Consider the following 19,302-nt stretch of genomic DNA (forward strand, 5'->3'; position numbering starts at 1 on the left):
GCCGGCGGCGAGCGCTCAGCGTAACCGCGATGCGCCGCCAGTCAACGACGTGACGCCAACGGTCGTGTCACGGCTGCTCAGTCGACGCCGGACCGTTGTCTCGACAGGCGTCCGGTGGGCCTGGGGTCGTCACGCTGCGCCGATCGGATGAGGACCTACCGCAAGGTCGTTGTCCCACGCCTGTCCACCACCTACTATCCGCCCAGCAACATCCACGCTCGTCGGTCATCAATACGTCGACGTCGTTCAACTTCGAAACAACTACGGACTTTCCGGGGCTTGTCTGGTGACTGGCGACAACAACGCGCGCGGGCAGTGGTGGAGTGCCGTCGCGGACTGGCGGAATTGGCGTCTGCCGGTCAAGCTCGCCGCCGTGCTGGCGGTGCCCGTGCTCGTCGCCGTCGGCGCGGGCGTGGTGCAGATCCGCGGGTACGTCAAGAGCGCCGACACCTACGCCTCGATGCAGCGCATCGTGACGCTGCGTGCCGGTATCGACCCGCTGATCGCCGGCGTGCAGGCCGAACGCGCGTTCTCCGCGCAGCGGCCCGAGGGCTCCGGCGTGGTCGAGAAGGACTTCCGGGACCTGACCCGCACCACCGACAACGCCGCCGCGGGCGTGCGCAACCTGATGGAACGCACCACGACCCTGGGCGAGGTCGCCAACGCCCGGTTCCGCGACGTCGCCGTGCAGCTGGACGGCCTGCCGCAGCTGCGCGAACGCGTGCTGTCGGGCACCGTCGACCTGGAGGGCGCCATCGGCGGCTACACCGTCGTGGTGCGCGCCCTGCTCGACTTCGACCAGGCCATGGTCGGCGACTTCGGCGACCCGGCGCTGTCGGGCACCGCGACCGCCCTGCACAACATCGCCATGGCTGGTGAGCAGGTGTCCTGGCAGCACGCCACGGTGCTGGCCGGCATCAGCCGCGGCAGGCTGACCGACAACGAGGTCACCGCGCTGGAGCAGTCCTACACCCGCCAGCAGGACAAGCTGGCCGACTTCTCCGCCGTCGCCACGCCCCAGCAGCAGGCCGACTACCGCAGCACCGTCTCCGGCCAGCAGGTCGACCTCCGCAACAGCCTGTTCCAGCAGGTGCGCACCAACGCGGGCGCGGTGGAAGTGCTGGTCAAGGCCGACGCGTGGAACAGCGGCTCGGACGCGACGCTCAAGCAGATCGGCGTGGTGCTGCGGTCGCTGGAGGACCAGCTGACCACCGCCGCCGGCCGGCTGCAGGACTCCACCAGCGACCGGGCGGGCGCCGCGTCGGTGATCCTGCTGGCGTCGATGTTCGCCGCCGCCGCGGTCGGTTTCGTCGTCGGCAACTACCTGCTGCGCTCGCTGCGCGCGCTGCGCACCGCCGCGCTGGACGTCGCCGAGCACCGCCTGCCGACGCTGGTGGCGCAGTTGCGGGAGAACGCCGCGCACGACGTCACCGTGGCGCCCGTGCCCGTGCACACCAGGGAAGAACTGGGCCAGCTGGCGCGCGCGTTCGACGCGGTGCACCGGCAGGCGGTCAGCTCCGCCGCCGAGCAGGCCGACCTGCGCACCGGCATGCGCAACGCGTTCATCAACCTGTCCCGCCGCAGCCAGGGCCTGGTGGAGCGGCAGCTCAAGCTCATGGAGGAGCTGGAGCGGCAGGAGGAGAACCCCGAGCAGCTGGCGAACCTGTTCAAGCTGGACAACCTCGCCACCCGGATGCGCCGCAACAACGAGAACCTGATGGTGCTGTCGGGCAGCGACGTGGCCCGCCGCTTCACCCGCCCGGTGCCGCTGGGCGACGTGCTGCGCGCCGCCGCGTCCGAGATCGAGCAGTACCAGCGGGTCGTCGTGCAGACCACGCCGTCGGTCGAGGTCGTCGGCTACGCCGCGGGCGACCTGGTCCGGCTCGTCGCCGAGCTGCTGGACAACGCGACCACGTTCTCGCCGCCGCGCACGCAGGTGATCGTCGGCGGACGGCCGCGGCCCGGCGGCGGCGTGCTCGTCGACGTGGTCGACCTCGGCGTCGGCATGTCGGAGGAGGACCTGGCGCAGGCCAACCGCCGGATCGCGCTGGCCGCGTCGGAGGACAACGGCGAGCTGCCGGTGTCACGCCAGCTCGGCCTGTACGTGGTCGGTCGGCTCGCCGGTCGGCACGGCATCGACGTGATGCTGCGCGAGCAGGGCGACGGGCTGCGCGCGGTGGTGGCGCTGCCCGCCGAGCTGGTTCGCGCGAGCGGTCCGGTGCCGTCGCGCGCGGTGCCGGCGCAGGCGTCCATCCCCGCTCCGTCACCGTCGCCGTCCACGGGACCGCAGCCGGTCCTGCCGCAGTCGGCGGGGTCGTACTCGAACGGCGTGCGGCCGGCGTCGCCGCACTCCACGGACCCGCAGCCGGTGCTGCCGCGTGCCACCGTGCCGCCACCGTCCTCGCCGTCGCCGTCGCCGTCCGTGCTGCCGCAACCGGTCCTGCCGCCCGTCGTGCCGCTGAAGGAAGACGGGTGGTCGCCGTTCCGCGGGCGCACCGTCGACCCGCCGGCCGCCACACCGCCCACCCCACCGGCGTCCGCGCCGCGGCGGAGGGCCTCGACCTGGTTCGGCGGCGCACCCGTGCCGTCCGGACCGGCTGAACCGCGGCACCGCGTCGCGGACACCCACGCGCGCGGGGAGGCGCCCGTGAACGACAAGCCTGTGAACGACATTCCGGCGGAACTGCCCAAGAGGCAGCCGCGGACCAATCTGGTGGCCGAACGGCCGAGTGCACCCGACGCGGTGGCACCCGTCCGGAGGGATCCTCAGGCGACACGCGGTTTCCTCGCCAGCTACCAGACCGGGATCCGGCAAGGTGTGCGGGGATCCGGTGAGAATCGAGCTGGGCAGGAGAGCGGATGAGCACGCAGAAGTCGCGACAGGTCGACCAGTTCGGCTGGCTGGTGAGCAACTTCGCCGATCGCGTGCCTGGGGTGGCCCACGCCGTGGTGATCTCGGTGGACGGTTTGCTGTTGACCGCGTCGAGCGGCCTGCCCGACGACCGGGCGGACCAGTTGGCCGCGATCGCGGCGGGCGTGGCGAGCCTGACCGAGTCGGCGGCGCGGACCTTCGACGGCGGCGGCGTGTTGCGCTCGGTGATCGAGATGCAGTACGGGATCATGCTGCTGATGTCCATCAGGGACGGCTCGTGCCTCGCCGTGCTCGCCGCCCCGGACGCCGACGTCGGCCAGGTCGCCTACGAGATGACCGTGGTCGTCGACCAGGTCGGCCAGCTCTTGACCCCCGAGCTGCGCGCCCAGCTCCACGGCGCGAAGCGGATGATGGCCCGCCCGTCTGCGTGAGGTGGTCATGGACCGGAACGAGGAGCCAGGGGCGTCGGACGAGACGTTCGCCGCCTTGCTCAACGGTTTCAGCCTCGACTCCTCCCGCCGTCGCAAGCAGGAGAAGCCGAAACCCGAGCAACAGTCGACCGCGACCGGGGACACCAAACCCCACCGCCCGGTCTTCGACGACGAGGACGAGTTCGAGTACCCGCGCGAGGAGGCGGCCTCGATCGTCCGCGCCTACTCGTGGACCGGTGGCCGCACCACGTCGTCGTTCCAGTTGGAGATCGAGACGCTGGTGTCGGCGGTGGACTGGGACTACCCGGGAGCCATGAAGTCCGAGTACCACGAGGTGATCAACCTCGTGGCCAGGCCTCGGTCGGTGGCGGAGATCGCCGCCCTCCTGCGCCTGCCACTGGGTGTGGCCAAGGTGCTGTTGGGCGACATGGCCGAACGCGGCCTGATCGACGTCCACTCCACCGCGTCCTCCGACGGCGCCCAACCGGACCTGGGCCTGATGGAACGGGTCCTGGCGGGTCTGCGACGCTTGTAACGCTACGCCGGGATTCCTACCTCCCGGTTGCGCGTGTCCTACCTTCAGGTCGCGCGTGTCCTACCTTCAGGACCCCCGAATTCAACGCTCGGGTTCGGCGCGCCGCCTTTGCGTGATGATCAGCACACGACCTATCGTGCCTTCAGTGCCGACCGAAAAAGTCGGCGTGGAGTCGAGGGGGTCGGATGAGCGTCGGACGGGAAACGCGGCTGTCGGCGTGGATCGAGCGGTTCGCGGCGCACTTCGCCGAGGAGGGCATCCCGTTGATCGGTGGGCGCATCCTCGGCTACCTGCTGGTGTGCCAGCCGACGGAACGGACCGCCGCCGAGCTGTCCCAGGAGCTGGAGGCGAGCAGCGGCTCGATCAGCACGAACCTGAAGTTCCTGGTCAACGCCGGTCTGGTGACGAAGCGCACCCGGCGCGGCAGGCAGGCGGCGCAGTACCGGATCAACGAGAAGCGGTGGGTCGACCTGATCCAGCGCAAGCTGGACGCGCTGGTGAGCGTGCGTGAGCTGACCGAGGCCGGGATGCGGCTGATGAGCGGTGACCCCGAACGCGCGATGCGGCTGCGGACCGTGGACGACCTCTACACGTGGCTGGCGACGGAGCTGCCCGGCGTCTGGGAGCGCAGGCCCTCGTCCTCGCGGTGAGGTCGTTCGCGGGTCGACACCCACACCGCGGCGGTGGCGACGACCACCGCGCCGGCACCCAGCACGTGCAGCGAGACCAGCACCTCCGGCACGCCCGTCCAGTACTGGACCATGCCCAACACGCCCTGCGCCAGCACCACGGCCACCAGCGCCCAGTACGGCCGCCTCGGCACGGGGTGGCCGCGCAACGCGAACCCCAGGGCGATGAGCATGCCGAGGAACAGGAACAGCAGGTCGGCGTGCACCTGCGACAACGTGTCCACCGGCAGGTCCAGGCGCGGGGTGGCGGCGTCACCGGCGTGCGGCCCGGCGGCGGTCACGAACGTGCCCGCCAGCAGCAGCAGCCCCAGCGTCACCGCCTGCACGACCTGCAACGACAGCAGTGACCGCGGCACGCGTGGCCGGGCGGGCTCGTCACCCTCACCCAGCGCCGCGACCAGCAGCACGGCGAACCAGACCAGCAGCATCGACACCAGGAAGTGCACGCTCACGGTCCACCACAGCAGGCCGGTGAGCACGGTGAACCCGCCGATCACGGCCTGCAGCACGACACCGCCGAACTGCACCAGCGCCAGCACCACGACCCGCTTGCGCCGAGGCCGGTTGAACCACGCGGCCAGCACGCACAGCCCGGCGATGACACCGACCACGCCGGTCAGCGTGCGGTTGCCGAACTCGACCCACTGGTGCAGCGACGCCACCTCGGGGTGCTCGACCGGCACGAGGCTGCCCTCGAAGCACTGCGGCCAGGTGGGGCAGCCGAGGCCCGATCCGGTCACCCGCACGATCGACCCGGTGACCGCGATGCCGCCTTGGGCGATCACCACGGCGATGGCGAACGTGCGCTGGAACGTGCTCAGGAAGGAGGTGAGCCAGGATGGGGCGGACACGACCCGATGGTAGGTACCACTGGCTGAGAACCGTCGGCCGGGGGTGTCACCCGAGCTTGGTGGTCTTCACCGCCAGCGCGCCCGCGGCCACGCCCCAGATCACCAGCACGGCGACGTGACCGAGGCCCGGTGCCGCTCCCTCGACCACGGCGTCGTGCAGCGCGAGCGCCAGAGCGGCGGACGGCAGGGCGTCCACGGCGGTGGCGAGCCACGTCGGCAGGGTGTCGACGCCGAGCGCCACGCCGCCGATGAGCAGCAGCACGAACCACACGATGTTGGCCAGCGCGAGCACGATCTCCGCCCGCAGCGCACCGCCGAGCAGCACGCCGAGCGCGCCGAACGACAGCGTGCCCAGCACGATCAGCACCGCCGCCCACAGCAGGCCGGTCCCCGACGGCAACCGCCAACCCAGCAGCAGGGCCGTCACACCGATGATCACCACCTGCACGGCGACCACGGCCAGCGCCGCGACGACCCGTCCGGCGACGAGCAGCCAGCGGGGGAGCGCGGTCGCGGCGAGGCGCTTGAGCACGCCGTAACGGCGGTCGAAGCCGAGCGCAATCGCTTGCCCGGTGAACGCCGACGAGATGACCGCCAGCGCGAGGATGCGGGCGGTGGCCGAGCCGACCCGCGGTTCGGGCACGGGGATGACGTCCATGAGGCTCATCGCGACCAGCAGCGCCACCGGGATGAGCACGGTCAGCAGGATCTGCTCGCCGTTGCGCAGGGTGAGCACCGTCTCCGTGCGGGCTTGGGCGAACAGCATCCGGCCGAGCTTCCCGCGGCCGGGCGCGGGCGTGAACGTGCCCGGTGCGAAACGTTCGGTCACGAGCGCAGCTCCCTGCCGGTCAGCTCCAGGAACACGTCCTCCAGGCTGCGCCTGGCCACGGTCAGCTCCTCGGCCAGCACGCCCTGCTGCGCGCACCACGAGGTGACCGTGGAGAGGACCTGCGGGTCGATGTGGCCGTGCACGACGTAGGTGCCCCGGGTCACCTCGCGCACTTCCAGGCCCTCGGGCAGGGCGTCGCGCAGCAGCGTCAGCTCCAGCCCGGGTCGGGCGCGGAAGCGGAGCTGCCGGTCGTCGGCGTGGTGCTCGGTCAGCTCGGCGGGGCTGCCCTGCGCCACGACCCGGCCCGCGTCGACGATCACGACGTGGTCGGCGAGGGCTTCGGCCTCGTCCATGAGGTGCGTGGTGAGCAGCACGCTGACGCCGTCCGCGCGCAGTGCCGACACCAGCTCCCACACCAGGCGGCGGGCCTGCGGGTCCATACCGGCGGTCGGCTCGTCCAGGAACACCAGCTCGGGGCGTCCGACCAGGGCGCACGCCAGCGACAGGCGTTGCTGCTGCCCGCCGGACAGCCGCTTGTACGGGGTGCGCAGCGAGGACGACAGCCCCAGCACGTCCAGCAACCACGCGGGGTCGAGGGGGTTGGCGGCGCAGGCGGCCACGAGGCTCAGCATCTCGTCGGCCCGCACGCCGGGGTAGCCGCCGCCGCCCTGCGGCATCACGCCGATGCGGGGCCGCAGCCGGTCGCCGTCGCGCTTCGGGTCGAGCCCGAGGACGCGGACCTCACCGCCGTCGGCCGCCCGGAATCCCTCGCACACTTCCACGGTCGTCGTTTTCCCGGCGCCGTTGGGTCCGAGGAGCGCGAGGACCGTGCCGGTTTCCAGGGTGAGGTCGAGTCCGTTCACCGCGACGGTGGAGCCGTAGCGCTTGACCAGCCCCGACACTTCCACGGCAGGGTGCTGGGGGTGCGGGCTCACGACGCGGAAGCCTAGGGCGTGGCCCGCCCCGCCCCGTGGTGGGGTCAGCCCTACCAGGGTTCTCCGGGTGGCTTCAGGGTCGGCTCGGGGGTGTTCCCGATATCTTCCGACGCGATTTCCGACCAGGATTTTCCTCGTGGTGGAGATCCGGGGGAAAAGACGGACGGCGGTGTTGCCGCTGGCTGTTGTGGGGCTCGTCCTGTCGCTGTTCCCGATTGTTTACCTGCACGTGGCGTCGGTCGGCGAGCTTAGCCCGATCACCCACACGATCAGCGACTACATCTTCGTGGACAACGGCAGCGGGCTGCTCGCCGTCACCGCGCTGACCCTCGCGGCGGCGTCGGTCGGCCTGCTCGTCGCCCTGGTCCGGTCCGGTCTGCCCAGGCGGGGACCGGTGGCGGTGCTGCTGGGGCTGTGGTCGGCGGGGCTCGCGGTGGCCACGGTGTTCCCGACCGACCCGACCGGTACGCCGACGTCGTTCTCCGGCGCGGTGCACCGGTACGCGGGCGCGGTGATGTTCGCGAGTTTGCCGCTGGCCGGGTGGCTGATTTCCCGGACGTTCCTCTCCAGCACCGCGCTGCGCCGTTTTTCCGTTGCCGCCGGTATCACCTCGGTGGCGTTCATGGTGAGCCACGTGTCGGTGATCTACCCGGGCAGCGGCGCGGTCGTGCTCGGCCTTTTCGAACGCGTTCTGTTCGCGTTGCTGTACGGCCTGCTGTTCGCGTTGGCCTCCGCCGTGCTGCGCCGCGAGGAGGCGTCATGACGTGGTTCGCGGTCCTGCTGGCGGTGCTCGGCGCCGTGTTCTTCGCCTTCGCCGCACGCCTGCAGCACGACGCCGTGCGGGCGAGCGAGGGCCCGTTGCGGGTCTTGGAGCTGCTGCGCAGGCCGCGGTGGCTGCTGGGCCTGGTGTTGCTCGTCCTCGGCGCCGGTGTGCACGCGGCGGCGCTGGGGATGGCGCCGTTGAGCGTGGTGCAGCCGGTCGGCGTGGTGGCCATCGGCATCACCGCGGTCCTCGACGGTCGCCGGCGTGAGCTGCCCGCGGTCGCGTGGACCACGTTCGGCGTGGGGGCGTTCGTGCTCCTGGCCGCGGGCAGCGCCACGTCCACCGCGGTCGTGCCGGAAGCCGAGGTGAAGGCCGCGCTGCTCGCGCTCGGGCTCATCGCGGTGCCGGGCCTGGTCGGCGTGCTGTCGACCCGGCCCGCGGTGCGCGCCCTCGGTTTCGGCGCGGCGGGCGGTGTCGCCTACGGCTTCGTCTCCGTGCTCATGCGGTCGGTGTCCCAGGACGTCCAGCAGGGCGGCTTGGCGTGGTCGACCGCGTTCTCGGCGGCGGGCATCGCCGTCGCCCTCGTCGTCGGCGGCTGGTTCATCCAGCACGCCTACGCCAGCGGACCGCCGCACGTGGCGGTCGCCTGCCTCACCGTGGTGGACCCGCTCGTGGCCGTCGGCATCGGCGCGGGACTGCTCGGCGAGGCGAACCGGACCAGCCCGCTCGTGGCCGTCGCCCAGGTCGGGTGCGCCGTGATCGCCATCGGCGGTGTCGTCGCGCTGGCCCGCACTCGAACCCTTCCCGCAGTTCCCACCAGATCGGAGACGACAGTGACCAACGGACGCGCCATGCGGATCGTGATCGCCGCGGAGACGTTCCCCCCGGACGTCAACGGCGCGGCCCGCTTCGCCCACCGCCTCGCCACCGGTCTCGCCGGCCGCGGCCACGACGTGCACGTGATCTCCGTGTCGCCGGACGGCGCGGCCCGCACCGAACGCGCCGACGGGATCACCGTGCACCGGGTGCGCTCGCACCGCACGCCGTTCCACCGCACGTTCCGCATCGGGCTGCCGTGGCAGGTGCGCAAGGACGTCGGCGTGCTGCTGGACGAGCTGCGGCCGGACCTGGTGCACGTGCAGGCGCACTTCGTCGTGGGGCGGTACGTGCTGCGGCACGCGGCGGCGTCGGGCATCCCGACGGTGGCGACCAACCACTTCATGCCGGAGAACCTGTTCGGGCACGCCCGCGTGCCGGCGTGGCTGCAGGGCATGGCGTCGCGGTGGGCGTGGCGCGACCTCGGCCGCGTGTTCGGGCAGGCCGACGTCGTGACCGCGCCGACGCCGCGTGCCGTGCAGCTGTTGCACGACAACGGGTTCCCGGAGCGGGCCGTTCCCGTCTCGTGCGGCATCGACATCGACCGGTACCGGCTGCGCGAGCCCGTGCGGCACACCGATGCGCCGACCGTGCTGTTCGTGGGTCGGCTGGACGAGGAGAAGCGGGTCGACGAGCTGCTGCGCGCCCTGGCCCTCGTGCCACGCCTGCACGCGGAGATCGTCGGTGACGGCTCGTGCCGTGCGGAGTGGGAGCTGCTGGCGCGTGACCTGGGCATCTCCGCCCGCGTCCGGTTCCGCGGCTTCGTCAGCGAGTCCGAACTGCTGGACGCCTACGCGGCCGCCGACGTGTTCTGCATGCCGGGCATCGCCGAGCTCCAGAGCCTCGCCACCATGGAGGCGATGGCCGCGGGCAAGCCGGTGGTCGTGGCCGACGCGATGGCCCTGCCGCACCTGTGCGAGCCGGGCCGCAACGGCTGGCTGTTCACACCGGGCGACGTCCGGGGCCTGGCCGACCGCCTGCACGCCGTCACCGCCGACCCCGCCGTCACCGCCCGCATGGGCGCCGCGAGCAGCGACCTCATCGCCGCCCACGCCATCGACACCACCCTGGACACCTTCGAGTCCCTCTACGCCCGCGCCCTGGGCCTCCCCACCGTCCGCCCCACCCCCGCCCTCGCCGCCTAACCCCGCGCGTGTCCTACGTTCGGAACGCGCGTGTCCTACGTTCAGAACGCACGAGTTGAACGCTCAGAACGCACCAGCCCAGCCGCCCGAGTGTTCTGAACGTTCAACTCGCCTGTTCCGAACGTAGGACACGCGCGTTCTGGGCGTAGGACACGCCGGGTCAGTCGAGGTCGGTGCCGGTGCGGGAGCGGTGGGCGGCGCGGGCGGCGACGCGGAGGCCGGTGGCGGTCAGGCGGGGGCGGCCGGTGTCGTCCAGGTCGGTCAGGAACTTGAACAGCATGCCGTGGCCCTCCAGCCGCTTCAGCAGCGCCGCCGCCACGTCGTCCGGCTCGAAGTCCACGATGGACATCTGCTCCACCAGCGACGTGGCGATCGTCCGCCGCGCCCGCAACGGCACCCACCACGTCGTCACCAGCAGCAGCACCAACCCGAACGCCAGCGCCGTGCCCAGCACCGCCTCCCACCCGGTGAACCGCAGCGAGAACACCTGCACGACCGCGGCGATCACCAGCAGCACGGACCCGTACACCGCGGCCCACCCGGCGGTCGCGGACGCGGGCGGTTCGGCGGCCTCGGTGTCCCACACCCCGTCCACCTGCCGCCACCGTCGCAGCGAGCTGCCCAGCACGTACGACGTCACCGCGCCGAACACGATCGCCACCACCGTCCCGATCACCACCAGCGCCGGGTTCAGGTCGTACAGCCGGTACCGCACCACGGCCCACACACCGGCCACGATCGCCACCGCCACCAGCACCCGCACCAGCAGCCGGGGCTTCAGCCGCACCTTGCCCAGCACGGCCAACGGCGTGCCCACCGGCGCGGGCAGGCTGCCGATGACCAGCAACCCCACCACGACCAGCAGCACGCCACCGACCGCCACCATGCCCGTCACGGCCTGGTCGCCGGTCTCCCCGGACGCCAACGCGTCCCGCGTCCGGTCGATCGCCACCGTCACCAGCGGGATCACCGGCGACAGCAGCACCAGCCCGTGCAGCAACGTGCCGGAACGCAACGCCGCATAGCCGAACGCGGCCAGCAACGTGCCGCCGCCGAACGCCGCCGCCGGACCGAGCGCCCACGGCGGCAGCAGGTCGAACAGCGACAGCACCAGCAGCGCGCCGCCCAGCGCGAACCCCAGCAGCCCCAGGAACTGCGCCAACCGGCCGCCCCTGGTCAACCCGGTGATCGTCCAGTACGGCAGCAGCGCCGCCCCGCGCAACGTCCTGGTCAGCGGTTTCGCCGTGCCCAGCCCGGAGTTGTCGCTGTCGGCCACGGTGATCGCCACCGCCGCGGCCGTCGCCGCCGTCCGGATCACCTGGTCGCTGCTCGCCTCCTGCACCAGCGGCTCGCGCCCGATGCCCGCCCGGTCGAACGCGCTCAGCCCACGCACGCCCACTTCGACCCGTTCCGCGTCCGTCCGCACGGGCAACCTGGCCAGCAGCGCGGCCTGCTCCTCCAGGAACAGCTCACCGCGCGAACGCCGGTCCGCGCCCTCGTGCCGGTCGGCCAGGATCGCGGCGCGCAGCGCGGGCAGCTCCTCGCAGATGATCCGGGTGTGCAGGCCCCACGCGGCCAGCTCCGCCAGCGCCGCGCACGTCGGCGGGTGGTCGCCGTCCGGGTTCGCGTACACGTTGCCCAGCTCGACCTTCGCCCGCTGCACGTACGGCGCCAGCTCGTCCGGCACGCCGTCGCCGAACAGCTTCACCACCAGCTCGTCGACCTTCGCCGCGGCCCGTTCCAGGGGATCGCCACCGGCGCCGGTCAGCCGGTCCACCCGCAGCAGCCGCTTCGGGTCGAACACCACCTTGCACAGCATGGTCGCGCCGTCGAGCCGGCCCCAGATCCAGTCGTTGACCCGCCAGGACCGCTTCAGGAACCCGGAGAACCGGTTCAGCGACGCACCGCCCGCCTTGTCCTCGGCGGTGAGGCTGTACTCGGCGAACGCGTTGCGCGTCTGCAGGCTGATCTGCACCAGCTCCACGGCCTGGTCGAGACCGCCGCGGGTGTCGTCGGCCAGGCACGTCGTGGCGACCTCCAGCGCCAGCACCCGCGACAGCCACAGCTCGCCCGCCACCAGCCCCGCCTCGGTCTCGGCGTCGGTGCGCGGCTCGGTCAGCAGCCGCTGCCACGACCGCAGCTCACCTACCCGCAGCTGCTCGTCGTCGAGCTGGTCGAGGATGTCGTGGGCGTCGCCGAGGACGCCCGCGATCCGGTCCACCTGCTCCCGCACCCGCTGCCCGACGCCGTCCGGCTCGTCCAGCATCTTCACCGCGAACCGGCGGACCCGCCGTTCCCAGTACTCCTGGTCAAGCTCCTCCGGGCCACCGGTGGTCCAGTGCTCGTCCAGCTCCAGGCGCAGTGCGCGCAGCTTCGCCCGCACGTCGAACAGGTTCGTGCGGGCCAGGGCGAGCCGCTCGGCGTCCGGCATGATCCAGACCAGGCGTTTGAGCACGTCCATCGCGGCGGACGCGAGCCGTTCGGCCATCGTGACGCCCCACGGCCAGCCGTGGTCGGGCAACGCGGTCGGCTGCGGCCGGGTCGGCACGTACGGCAGCTTGCTGTGCTCGGCGCGGTACTCGCGCTGCGCCGCCTCGGCCGCCGCGCGGACCCGTTCGAACGTCCAGCCCGCGGCGTTCGCGCCCGGCACCTCGAACTGGCGGGTCGTGACGTCACGGGCGGCGTGCCGGATGCGCACGTCCTCGTAGTGGTCGTGCAGGGTCGCGGCCAGCGCGTACAGCTTGCCGGTGACCGAGCCGCCCGACGCGAGCCGGTCCAGCAGGGCGTTGCGCCCGCCGCGGCGGGAGGCGGCGTTGCGGTTGTGCTCCTCGATGCGGTCGACGTAGGTGCGCCCGCTCTGGCTGGTCAGCGCGCCGAGCAGCTTGCCGCCGGTGGCGATGGTACTGGGCAGGGCGCCGTCCACCGGTGCCACCGGCTCCACGACCGCCTCCGGGGCGTGCGGGAACACCAGCAGCATCACCCGCCGCACCGGGCCCTCGGCGGCCATCCGGTCGATGGCCTCCAACGCCTCCTCGGTGGGCGTGTTGACCAGGACACCGCCGTCCACGGCGTAGCGGGACCGGTTGTCGGTGTCGTTGGCCCAGGACGCGACCTCGGCCATGTTGGGCTTGTCGCCGTCGGGCGCGCCGGGTGCGACCGGGATGAACGAGGGCTCGAACGCGAACGGGAACGACGCGGACGAGCGCGCGGCCAGTGCCAGGCGGCTGACCAGCGTCGGGAGCTTGTCGGCGGCGAAGTCGTCCCGGCCGCCGGGGTCGCGGCGGAACGAGAAGCTGCCCTGGTGGGTGGCCTGCACGAGCCTCTGACCGAGGTCGTCGTGGGTGACCGTGGGCACGCCCGCGAGCAGCGTGGTGGTGATGCGCAGGTCGACCGGCCGGTCCTCCTGCGGGGTGAAGTCGGACGTCAGCCGCTCCAACGCCTCCTGGAGCCGGGGGAGGAAGAACTCGTCGCCTTTGAGCAGCGAGACGGGCTGACCCCGGAACGGGGTGCGCAGCAGTTGCTCCATGCGGCCTTGCTCAGCCCACAGGTCACGCAGCCGTTCCAGCCGGGCGTTGGCGTTGACCTGCGACAACGCCAACGCCGCACCGTTGATGCCGCCTGCGGACGTGCCCGTGATGACGTCGGCACGGGCCGTGCTGCCGACCATGTCCAGCAGGTCGGCGTACGGGCCGTCACCCCTGGTCAACCGGTCGAGCTCGAGCACCACGCCGCCCATCCACACGGCCAGGCTCACACCCCCGTTGAGCACGACGGCGAACCGGATCTGCTCCCTCGGCACGTCGACCATCACGCCCTCCCTCCCCGCGGCCCCCCGATCCTCCCGCACCCCCTACCTCGCCGATCCACCCAACCCAGTTACACACCCACGCGTGTCCTACCTCCCGAACGCGCGTGTCCTACGTTCAGAACACCCATGTTGAACACTCAGGACATCGGCTGGCCGACGCGAGCGTTCAACATGGGGTACCAGAACGTAGGACACGCGCGTTCTGAACGTAGGACACGCGCGGTTGTGGGGTCAGGCGGAGCCGGGGAGGGGGTCGCGCTTGATCAGGGGGAGGACCTGTTTGCGGGCGACGAAGAGGCACAGGGCGAACGCGATCACGGCGCCCGTCACGGCCTGCGGCACGATGTAGGCGCGCCCGTCGAACGCCGAGCCCGTCGGCGGCAGGATCACCGCGATGACGGCGCTCGCGGTGGTGGCGAAGACCCGGAAACGACGCGCCAGCACCGCCGTGGCCAGCGGCAACGCGGCCCACAGCACGTACCACGGCTGCAGCACGGGTCCGAGCACCAGCACCGCGCCCAGACCCGCTCCCAGCCCGTTCGTGGCCTTGATCCGACCCCGGAACGCCTTCCACAGCAGCGTCGCCACGATCACCACCGACACGGCCTGCGTCACGATCCGCATCAGCACGATCATCGACTCGGTGTGGTTGCCCAGCCCGAGCAGCAGCCCCAGCCCACCGCCCATGAACCCCATCGCGGTCGGCGGCGACATCCAGCTCTTCACCGTCCCGGCGACGTTCAGCGTCTCCACCCACCCGAACCCGAGCCCGGTGCCGACGCACGTCCCCACCATCACCACACCCGAGATGACCAGCAACAACAGTGCCGACCGCACCAGGTCGGAGAACCGGCCACCCCACCGCCGCGCGATCATCACGCCCAGGAACCCGAGCGCCAGCGCGGCCGGGATCTTCACCGCCGCACCCATCGTGATCATGGTCGCGCCGAGCACGATCCACAGCAGCTCTTCCCGCGTCATCGGCGTGCCCGGGACCAGCGGCATCTTCCTCAGCGCCAACTCCAGCCCCACCAGCATCAGGCCGATCGCCAGGCCCTCGTTGTGCACGCCCACGACCAGGTGGAACAGCACCAGCGGGTTCGCCGCGCCCAGCCACAGCGCGCTCACCGGCGGCACGCCGAACCGCCGGGCCAGCCGCGGCAGCGCCCACACGATCATCGCCAGCCCCAGCAGCCCCAGCAGCCGGTGCAGGAAGATGCCCGGCAGCACGCTGTCGCCGGTCACCATCGAGATGACCCGCCCGGCGGCCAGGAACAGCGGCCCGTACGGCGCGGGCGTCTCGCGCCAGATGTTCGGCACGTTCTTCGTCAGGTCGTGCTCCACGCCCAACGCCGTGGCCGGGCCCAGCTCGTACGGGTCCTGCCCGTTGGCCGCGATCTGCGACTGCGCCAGGTAGCTGTACACGTCACGGCTGAACATGGGCAGCACGAACACCAGCGGCGTGATCCACATCAGCAGCGTGCGGTCGAGCTGGCTGCGTGTCATCAGCCGGGGACGCCCCGGCCGGGCGAACCGGCCCAGCCACAGCCACGCCGACACGATGAGGAAGATGCCGGTCCACGCGACGGCCATGGACGCGCTCGGCATCCGCGGGAACAGCCCGAGCAGCGGCGTGCCGGGCAGCGGGCTGAACACCGGCGCCGCGCCCGCCCCGAGCGAGCCGACGGCGAGCAGCAACGCGCCCACCGTGCCCCACCGGCGGATGACGTCGAGCTGTCGCCGTTCGGGGGCGTCCAGGGGTGCTGCCTCGCCGATCTCGCTCCGGTTCGCCATCACCATTCCGCCCGCCGTCACGTCCGAAGAGTAGCGACCGGCCTGATCCCGTGACTCGGGTCACCCGACGTGCGTCGATCTTTGCGACCGCCGCCGAAATACGCAACACTGGTGTTGTGAAAAACGCCGGGAGCGAGTCGACCGTGGTGCCGTCCGGGCACGACGGCCGGACCCGGCACGCCGTCGCACGGCTCCTCCTGGAGCAGGGCCCGGTGACCGCGGCCTCGGTCGCGGAGCAGCTGGGCCTGAGCCCCACGGCGGTGCGCCGGCACATCGACGCGCTGGTGGCCGACGGCGAGGCGACCAGCAGGGAGGCCCCGCGCAGGGGTCAGCGCGGCCGGGGTCGCCCGGCCAAGCTCTTCCTGCTGACCGAGCAGGGGCGGGCCCGTTTCGGGCACGCCTACGACGACCTCGCCGTGGCCGCGTTGCGGTTCCTCGCCGAACAGGGCGGGGAGGAGGCGGTACGAACCTTCGCCGAACGACGGGTGTCCGCCTTCGTCGACCGGCACCGCACGGCCATCGTGGCCCAGCCAGACGCCGCGGAGCGGGCCAAGGCCCTCGCGGTGGCCCTGACCAGGGAGGGCTACGCTGCCTCGGCGCGCCACGTGGGGGCGGGCGAGCAGCTCTGCCAGCACCTGTGCCCGGTGGCGCACGTCGCGGCGGAGTTCCCGCAGCTGTGCGAGACCGAGACGGCGGCGTTCGCCGACCTGCTCGGCACGCACGTCCAGCGCCTGGCCACCATCGCCCGCGGCGATGCCGTGTGCACGACGCACATCCCGAACACACCCCGGATCCCAGATGGAGGGGAGCCCGCATGACTGCCGCTGCCGAGCAGCGCACCACCACAGCCCCGCTCACCCAGGAAGAGACCCTGGCGAGCATCGGCAACTACGAGTTCGGCTGGGCCGACTCGGACGTGGCAGGCGCGAGCGCTCGCCGGGGCCTGAACGAGGACGTCGTTCGGGACATCTCGGCCAAGAAGAACGAGCCCGAGTGGATGCTGGAGTTCCGGCTGAAGGCGCTGCGCCTGTTCGACCGCAAGCCGATGCCGACCTGGGGCTCCGACCTGTCGGGCATCGACTTCGACAACATCAAGTACTTCGTCCGGTCGACCGAGAAGCAGGCGGCGACCTGGGACGACCTGCCCGACGACATCAAGAACACCTACGACAAGCTGGGCATCCCGGAGGCGGAGAAGCAGCGCCTGGTCTCCGGTGTCGCGGCCCAGTACGAGTCCGAGGTCGTCTACCACAAGATCCGCGAGGACCTCGAGGAGCAGGGTGTCATCTTCCTCGACACCGACACCGCCCTCAAAGAGCACCCGGAGCTGTTCAAGGAGTACTTCGGCTCCGTCATCCCGTCGGGTGACAACAAGTTCTCCGCGCTGAACTCCGCGGTGTGGTCGGGCGGCTCGTTCATCTACGTGCCGAAGGGCGTGCACGTCGAGATCCCGCTGCAGGCCTACTTCCGGATCAACACCGAGAACATGGGCCAGTTCGAGCGCACGCTGATCATCGTCGACGAGGGCGCGTACGTGCACTACGTCGAGGGCTGCACCGCGCCGATCTACTCGTCGGACTCGCTGCACTCCGCCGTCGTGGAGATCATCGTCAAGAAGGGTGGTCGCTGCCGCTACACGACCATCCAGAACTGGTCGAACAACGTCTACAACCTGGTCACCAAGCGCGCGAAGGCCGAAGAGGGCGCGACCATGGAGTGGATCGACGGCAACATCGGCTCCAAGGTCACCATGAAGTACCCGGCCGTGTTCCTCATGGGCGAGCACGCCAAGGGCGAGGTCCTCTCGATCGCGTTCGCGGGCGAGGGCCAGCACCAGGACGCGGGCGCGAAGATGGTCCACATGGCGCCGCACACGTCGTCCACGATCGTGTCGAAGTCGGTGGCGCGCGGCGGCGGCCGCACCTCCTACCGCGGCCTCGTGCAGGTCAACAAGCGGGCGCACCACTCGAAGTCCACGGTCAAGTGCGACGCGCTGCTGGTGGACAACATCAGCCGCTCGGACACCTACCCGTACGTGGACGTCCGCGAGGACGACGTGTCGATGGGCCACGAGGCCACGGTCTCGAAGGTCTCCGAGGACCAGCTGTTCTACCTGATGTCCCGCGGTCTCAACGAGGACGAGGCCATGGCGATGATCGTGCGCGGGTTCGTCGAGCCCATCGCGCGCGAGCTGCCGATGGAGTACGCCCTCGAGCTGAACCGCCTGATCGAGCTGCAGATGGAAGGGGCCGTCGGCTGACATGGCCGTCACCACCGATCAAGAACAACACGGCCTGACGGCCCACTCGCACGGTGCGGGTGCCCCGGTCTCCTCGCGCGCGGACCACTTCACGTCGTTCGACGTGAACGCGTTCGAGGTGCCCGGCGGTCGCGAGGAGATCTGGCGCTTCACCCCCATGAAGCGCCTGGCGAACCTGCACAACGGCGCCGAGGCGACCGGCACGGCGAACGTCGAGGTCAGCGCCGCCGAGGGCGTCACGGTCGAGACCGTGGCGCGCGGCGACGAGCGGCTGGGCGTCGCGGGCACCCCCGGTGACCGCGTCGCCGCCCAGGCCTGGTCGTCGTTCACCGAGGCCACCGTCGTCACCCTTCCCGGTGACGCGAAGTCCGAGCCGACCACCATCACGGTGACCGGTCCGGGTGAGGGCAAGGTCGCCTACGGCCACCTGCAGGTGCACGCCAAGCAGTTCGCCGAGGCCGTCGTCGTCATCGACCACCGCGGCTCCGGCGCGTACGCCGACAACGTCGAGTTCGTCGTCGGCGACGGCGCGCACCTGACCGTGGTCGCCATCCAGGACTGGGCCGACGACGCGGTGCACGTCTCCGCGCACCACGCCAAGCTGGGCCGCGACGCGTCGTTCAAGCACACCGTCATCACCCTCGGCGGCGACGTCGTCCGCCTCACCCCGGTGGTCACCTACACCGGCCGCGGCGGCGACGCCGAGCTGCTCGGCCTGTACTTCGCCGACGCGGGCCAGCACCTGGAGCACCGCACCTTCATCGACCACGCGGTGTCCAACTGCCGCAGCAACGTGGTCTACAAGGGCGCGCTGCAGGGCGAGGACGCGCACACGGTGTGGATCGGTGACGTGCTGATCCGCGCCGCGGCCGAGGGCACCGAGACGTTCGAGCTCAACCGCAACCTGGTGCTCACCGACGGCGCGCGCGCCGACTCGGTGCCGAACCTGGAGATCGAGACCGGCGAGATCGAGGGCGCGGGTCACGCCAGCGCCACCGGCCGGTTCGACGACGAGCAGCTGTTCTACCTCCAGGCCCGCGGCATCCCGGAGGAGCAGGCGCGCAGGCTGGTCGTGCGCGGGTTCTTCCACGAGATCCTGCTCAAGATCGGTGTTCCCGAGGTGCGCGAGCGCCTGGAAGCCGCCATCGAGGCGGAACTGGAAGCGGTGGGCGCGTGATCAGGGTGTGCTCGCTGACCGACCTCGACGACCGCAAGCCGGCCGCGTTCGAGGTCGGCGACGAGTACACCCCGGTCCTGCTCGTCCGCGACGGCGAGACGGTGCACGCGCTGCGCGACCTGTGCTCGCACGCCGAGGTCGCGCTCAGCGAGGGCGAGGTCACGCGCAAGGGCGTGGAGTGCTGGCTGCACGGGTCGTGCTTCGACCTGCGCACCGGCCGCCCGTCCTCGCCGCCCGCCACCGAGCCCGTCGACGTGTTCGCCGTCGAACTCCGCGCCGGTGACGTCTACGTGGACGTCACCCGCACCACGAACTGACTTTCGCTCGCAACACCAGG

General features: G+C 71.5%; 15 protein-coding genes. 10 read left to right on the forward strand and 5 right to left on the reverse strand.

Going from position 1 to position 19,302, the window contains the following annotated elements:
- Positions 1-286 precede the first annotated feature (286 nt).
- From A6A25_RS26855 to A6A25_RS26870, 4 genes are all read left to right on the forward strand, one after another.
- Positions 287-2,863, forward strand: coding sequence for a nitrate- and nitrite sensing domain-containing protein (locus A6A25_RS26855; protein ID WP_073894700.1), 2,577 nt, complete (start codon positions 287-289; stop codon positions 2,861-2,863).
- Positions 2,860-3,303 carry a roadblock/LC7 domain-containing protein gene (locus A6A25_RS26860; RefSeq protein WP_073894702.1) on the forward strand — a complete coding sequence of 148 codons (444 nt, stop codon included), beginning with the start codon at positions 2,860-2,862 and terminating at the stop codon, positions 3,301-3,303. The genes A6A25_RS26855 and A6A25_RS26860 overlap by 4 nt, the downstream gene beginning before the upstream one ends.
- Positions 3,304-3,310: 7 nt before the next feature.
- Entirely contained in the window at positions 3,311-3,838 is a 528-nt protein-coding gene (locus tag A6A25_RS26865) for a DUF742 domain-containing protein (protein ID WP_083668714.1), read from the forward strand.
- Positions 3,839-4,023: 185 nt separating this feature from the next.
- Complete coding sequence (locus A6A25_RS26870) at positions 4,024-4,488, forward strand: GbsR/MarR family transcriptional regulator (protein ID WP_073894704.1); 465 nt, start codon at positions 4,024-4,026, stop codon at positions 4,486-4,488.
- On the opposite strand, the gene A6A25_RS26875 is transcribed toward A6A25_RS26870, so the two are convergent.
- Genes A6A25_RS26875 through A6A25_RS26885 form a run of 3 tightly spaced genes read right to left on the reverse strand, consistent with a single transcriptional unit; the run spans position 4,425 to position 7,142 of the window.
- Positions 4,425-5,378 (reverse strand): COX15/CtaA family protein, encoded by a 954-nt coding sequence (locus tag A6A25_RS26875; protein ID WP_073894707.1) that lies wholly within the window; start codon positions 5,376-5,378, stop codon positions 4,425-4,427. The genes A6A25_RS26870 and A6A25_RS26875 overlap by 64 nt on opposite strands.
- A 46-nt stretch (positions 5,379-5,424) precedes the next feature.
- A complete protein-coding gene (locus A6A25_RS26880; protein ID WP_083668715.1) occupies positions 5,425-6,144 on the reverse strand; it encodes an ABC transporter permease in 720 nt (239 codons plus the stop codon).
- Between the two features lie 59 nt (positions 6,145-6,203).
- Positions 6,204-7,142, reverse strand: coding sequence for an ABC transporter ATP-binding protein (locus A6A25_RS26885; RefSeq protein WP_241828933.1), 939 nt, complete (start codon positions 7,140-7,142; stop codon positions 6,204-6,206).
- Positions 7,143-7,278: 136 nt separating this feature from the next.
- On the opposite strand from A6A25_RS26885, the gene A6A25_RS26890 reads away from it, so the two are divergent.
- Positions 7,279-7,905 (forward strand): DUF998 domain-containing protein, encoded by a 627-nt coding sequence (locus A6A25_RS26890; protein WP_073894715.1) that lies wholly within the window; start codon positions 7,279-7,281, stop codon positions 7,903-7,905.
- Positions 7,902-9,926: a glycosyltransferase gene (locus A6A25_RS26895; protein WP_073894718.1), complete on the forward strand. Its 2,025-nt coding sequence runs from the start codon at positions 7,902-7,904 to the stop codon at positions 9,924-9,926. The genes A6A25_RS26890 and A6A25_RS26895 overlap by 4 nt, the downstream gene beginning before the upstream one ends.
- Before the next feature lie 160 nt (positions 9,927-10,086).
- On the opposite strand, the gene A6A25_RS26900 is transcribed toward A6A25_RS26895, so the two are convergent.
- Together A6A25_RS26900 and mptB are read right to left on the reverse strand one after the other, a co-directional pair.
- On the reverse strand, positions 10,087-13,734 hold the full coding sequence (locus A6A25_RS26900; RefSeq protein ID WP_073894721.1) for a patatin-like protein: 3,648 nt from the start codon (positions 13,732-13,734) through the stop codon (positions 10,087-10,089).
- A gap of 231 nt (positions 13,735-13,965) precedes the next feature.
- Positions 13,966-15,534, reverse strand: coding sequence for a polyprenol phosphomannose-dependent alpha 1,6 mannosyltransferase MptB (gene mptB / locus A6A25_RS26905; RefSeq protein WP_198932875.1), 1,569 nt, complete (start codon positions 15,532-15,534; stop codon positions 13,966-13,968).
- Between the two features lie 110 nt (positions 15,535-15,644).
- Between mptB and A6A25_RS26910 the strand changes: the two genes are divergently transcribed.
- Genes A6A25_RS26910 through A6A25_RS26925 form a run of 4 tightly spaced genes read left to right on the forward strand, consistent with a single transcriptional unit; the run spans position 15,645 to position 19,282 of the window.
- Positions 15,645-16,346, forward strand: a complete 702-nt coding sequence (locus A6A25_RS26910) for a helix-turn-helix transcriptional regulator (RefSeq protein ID WP_143193441.1) — start codon at positions 15,645-15,647, stop codon at positions 16,344-16,346.
- The gene (gene sufB, locus A6A25_RS26915; protein WP_073894724.1) at positions 16,343-17,788 is read left to right on the forward strand and encodes a Fe-S cluster assembly protein SufB; all 1,446 of its coding nucleotides are present in this window, start codon (positions 16,343-16,345) and stop codon (positions 17,786-17,788) included. The genes A6A25_RS26910 and sufB overlap by 4 nt, the downstream gene beginning before the upstream one ends.
- A 1-nt stretch (position 17,789) precedes the next feature.
- Positions 17,790-18,965, forward strand: coding sequence for a Fe-S cluster assembly protein SufD (gene sufD, locus A6A25_RS26920; RefSeq protein ID WP_073894727.1), 1,176 nt, complete (start codon positions 17,790-17,792; stop codon positions 18,963-18,965).
- Positions 18,962-19,282, forward strand: a complete 321-nt coding sequence (locus tag A6A25_RS26925) for a non-heme iron oxygenase ferredoxin subunit (RefSeq protein WP_073894730.1) — start codon at positions 18,962-18,964, stop codon at positions 19,280-19,282. Before sufD ends, A6A25_RS26925 begins: the two co-directional genes overlap by 4 nt.
- Positions 19,283-19,302 lie beyond the last annotated feature (20 nt).

Source organism: Saccharothrix sp. CB00851, from assembly GCF_001905065.1.
Lineage (GTDB): Bacteria > Actinomycetota > Actinomycetes > Mycobacteriales > Pseudonocardiaceae > Actinosynnema.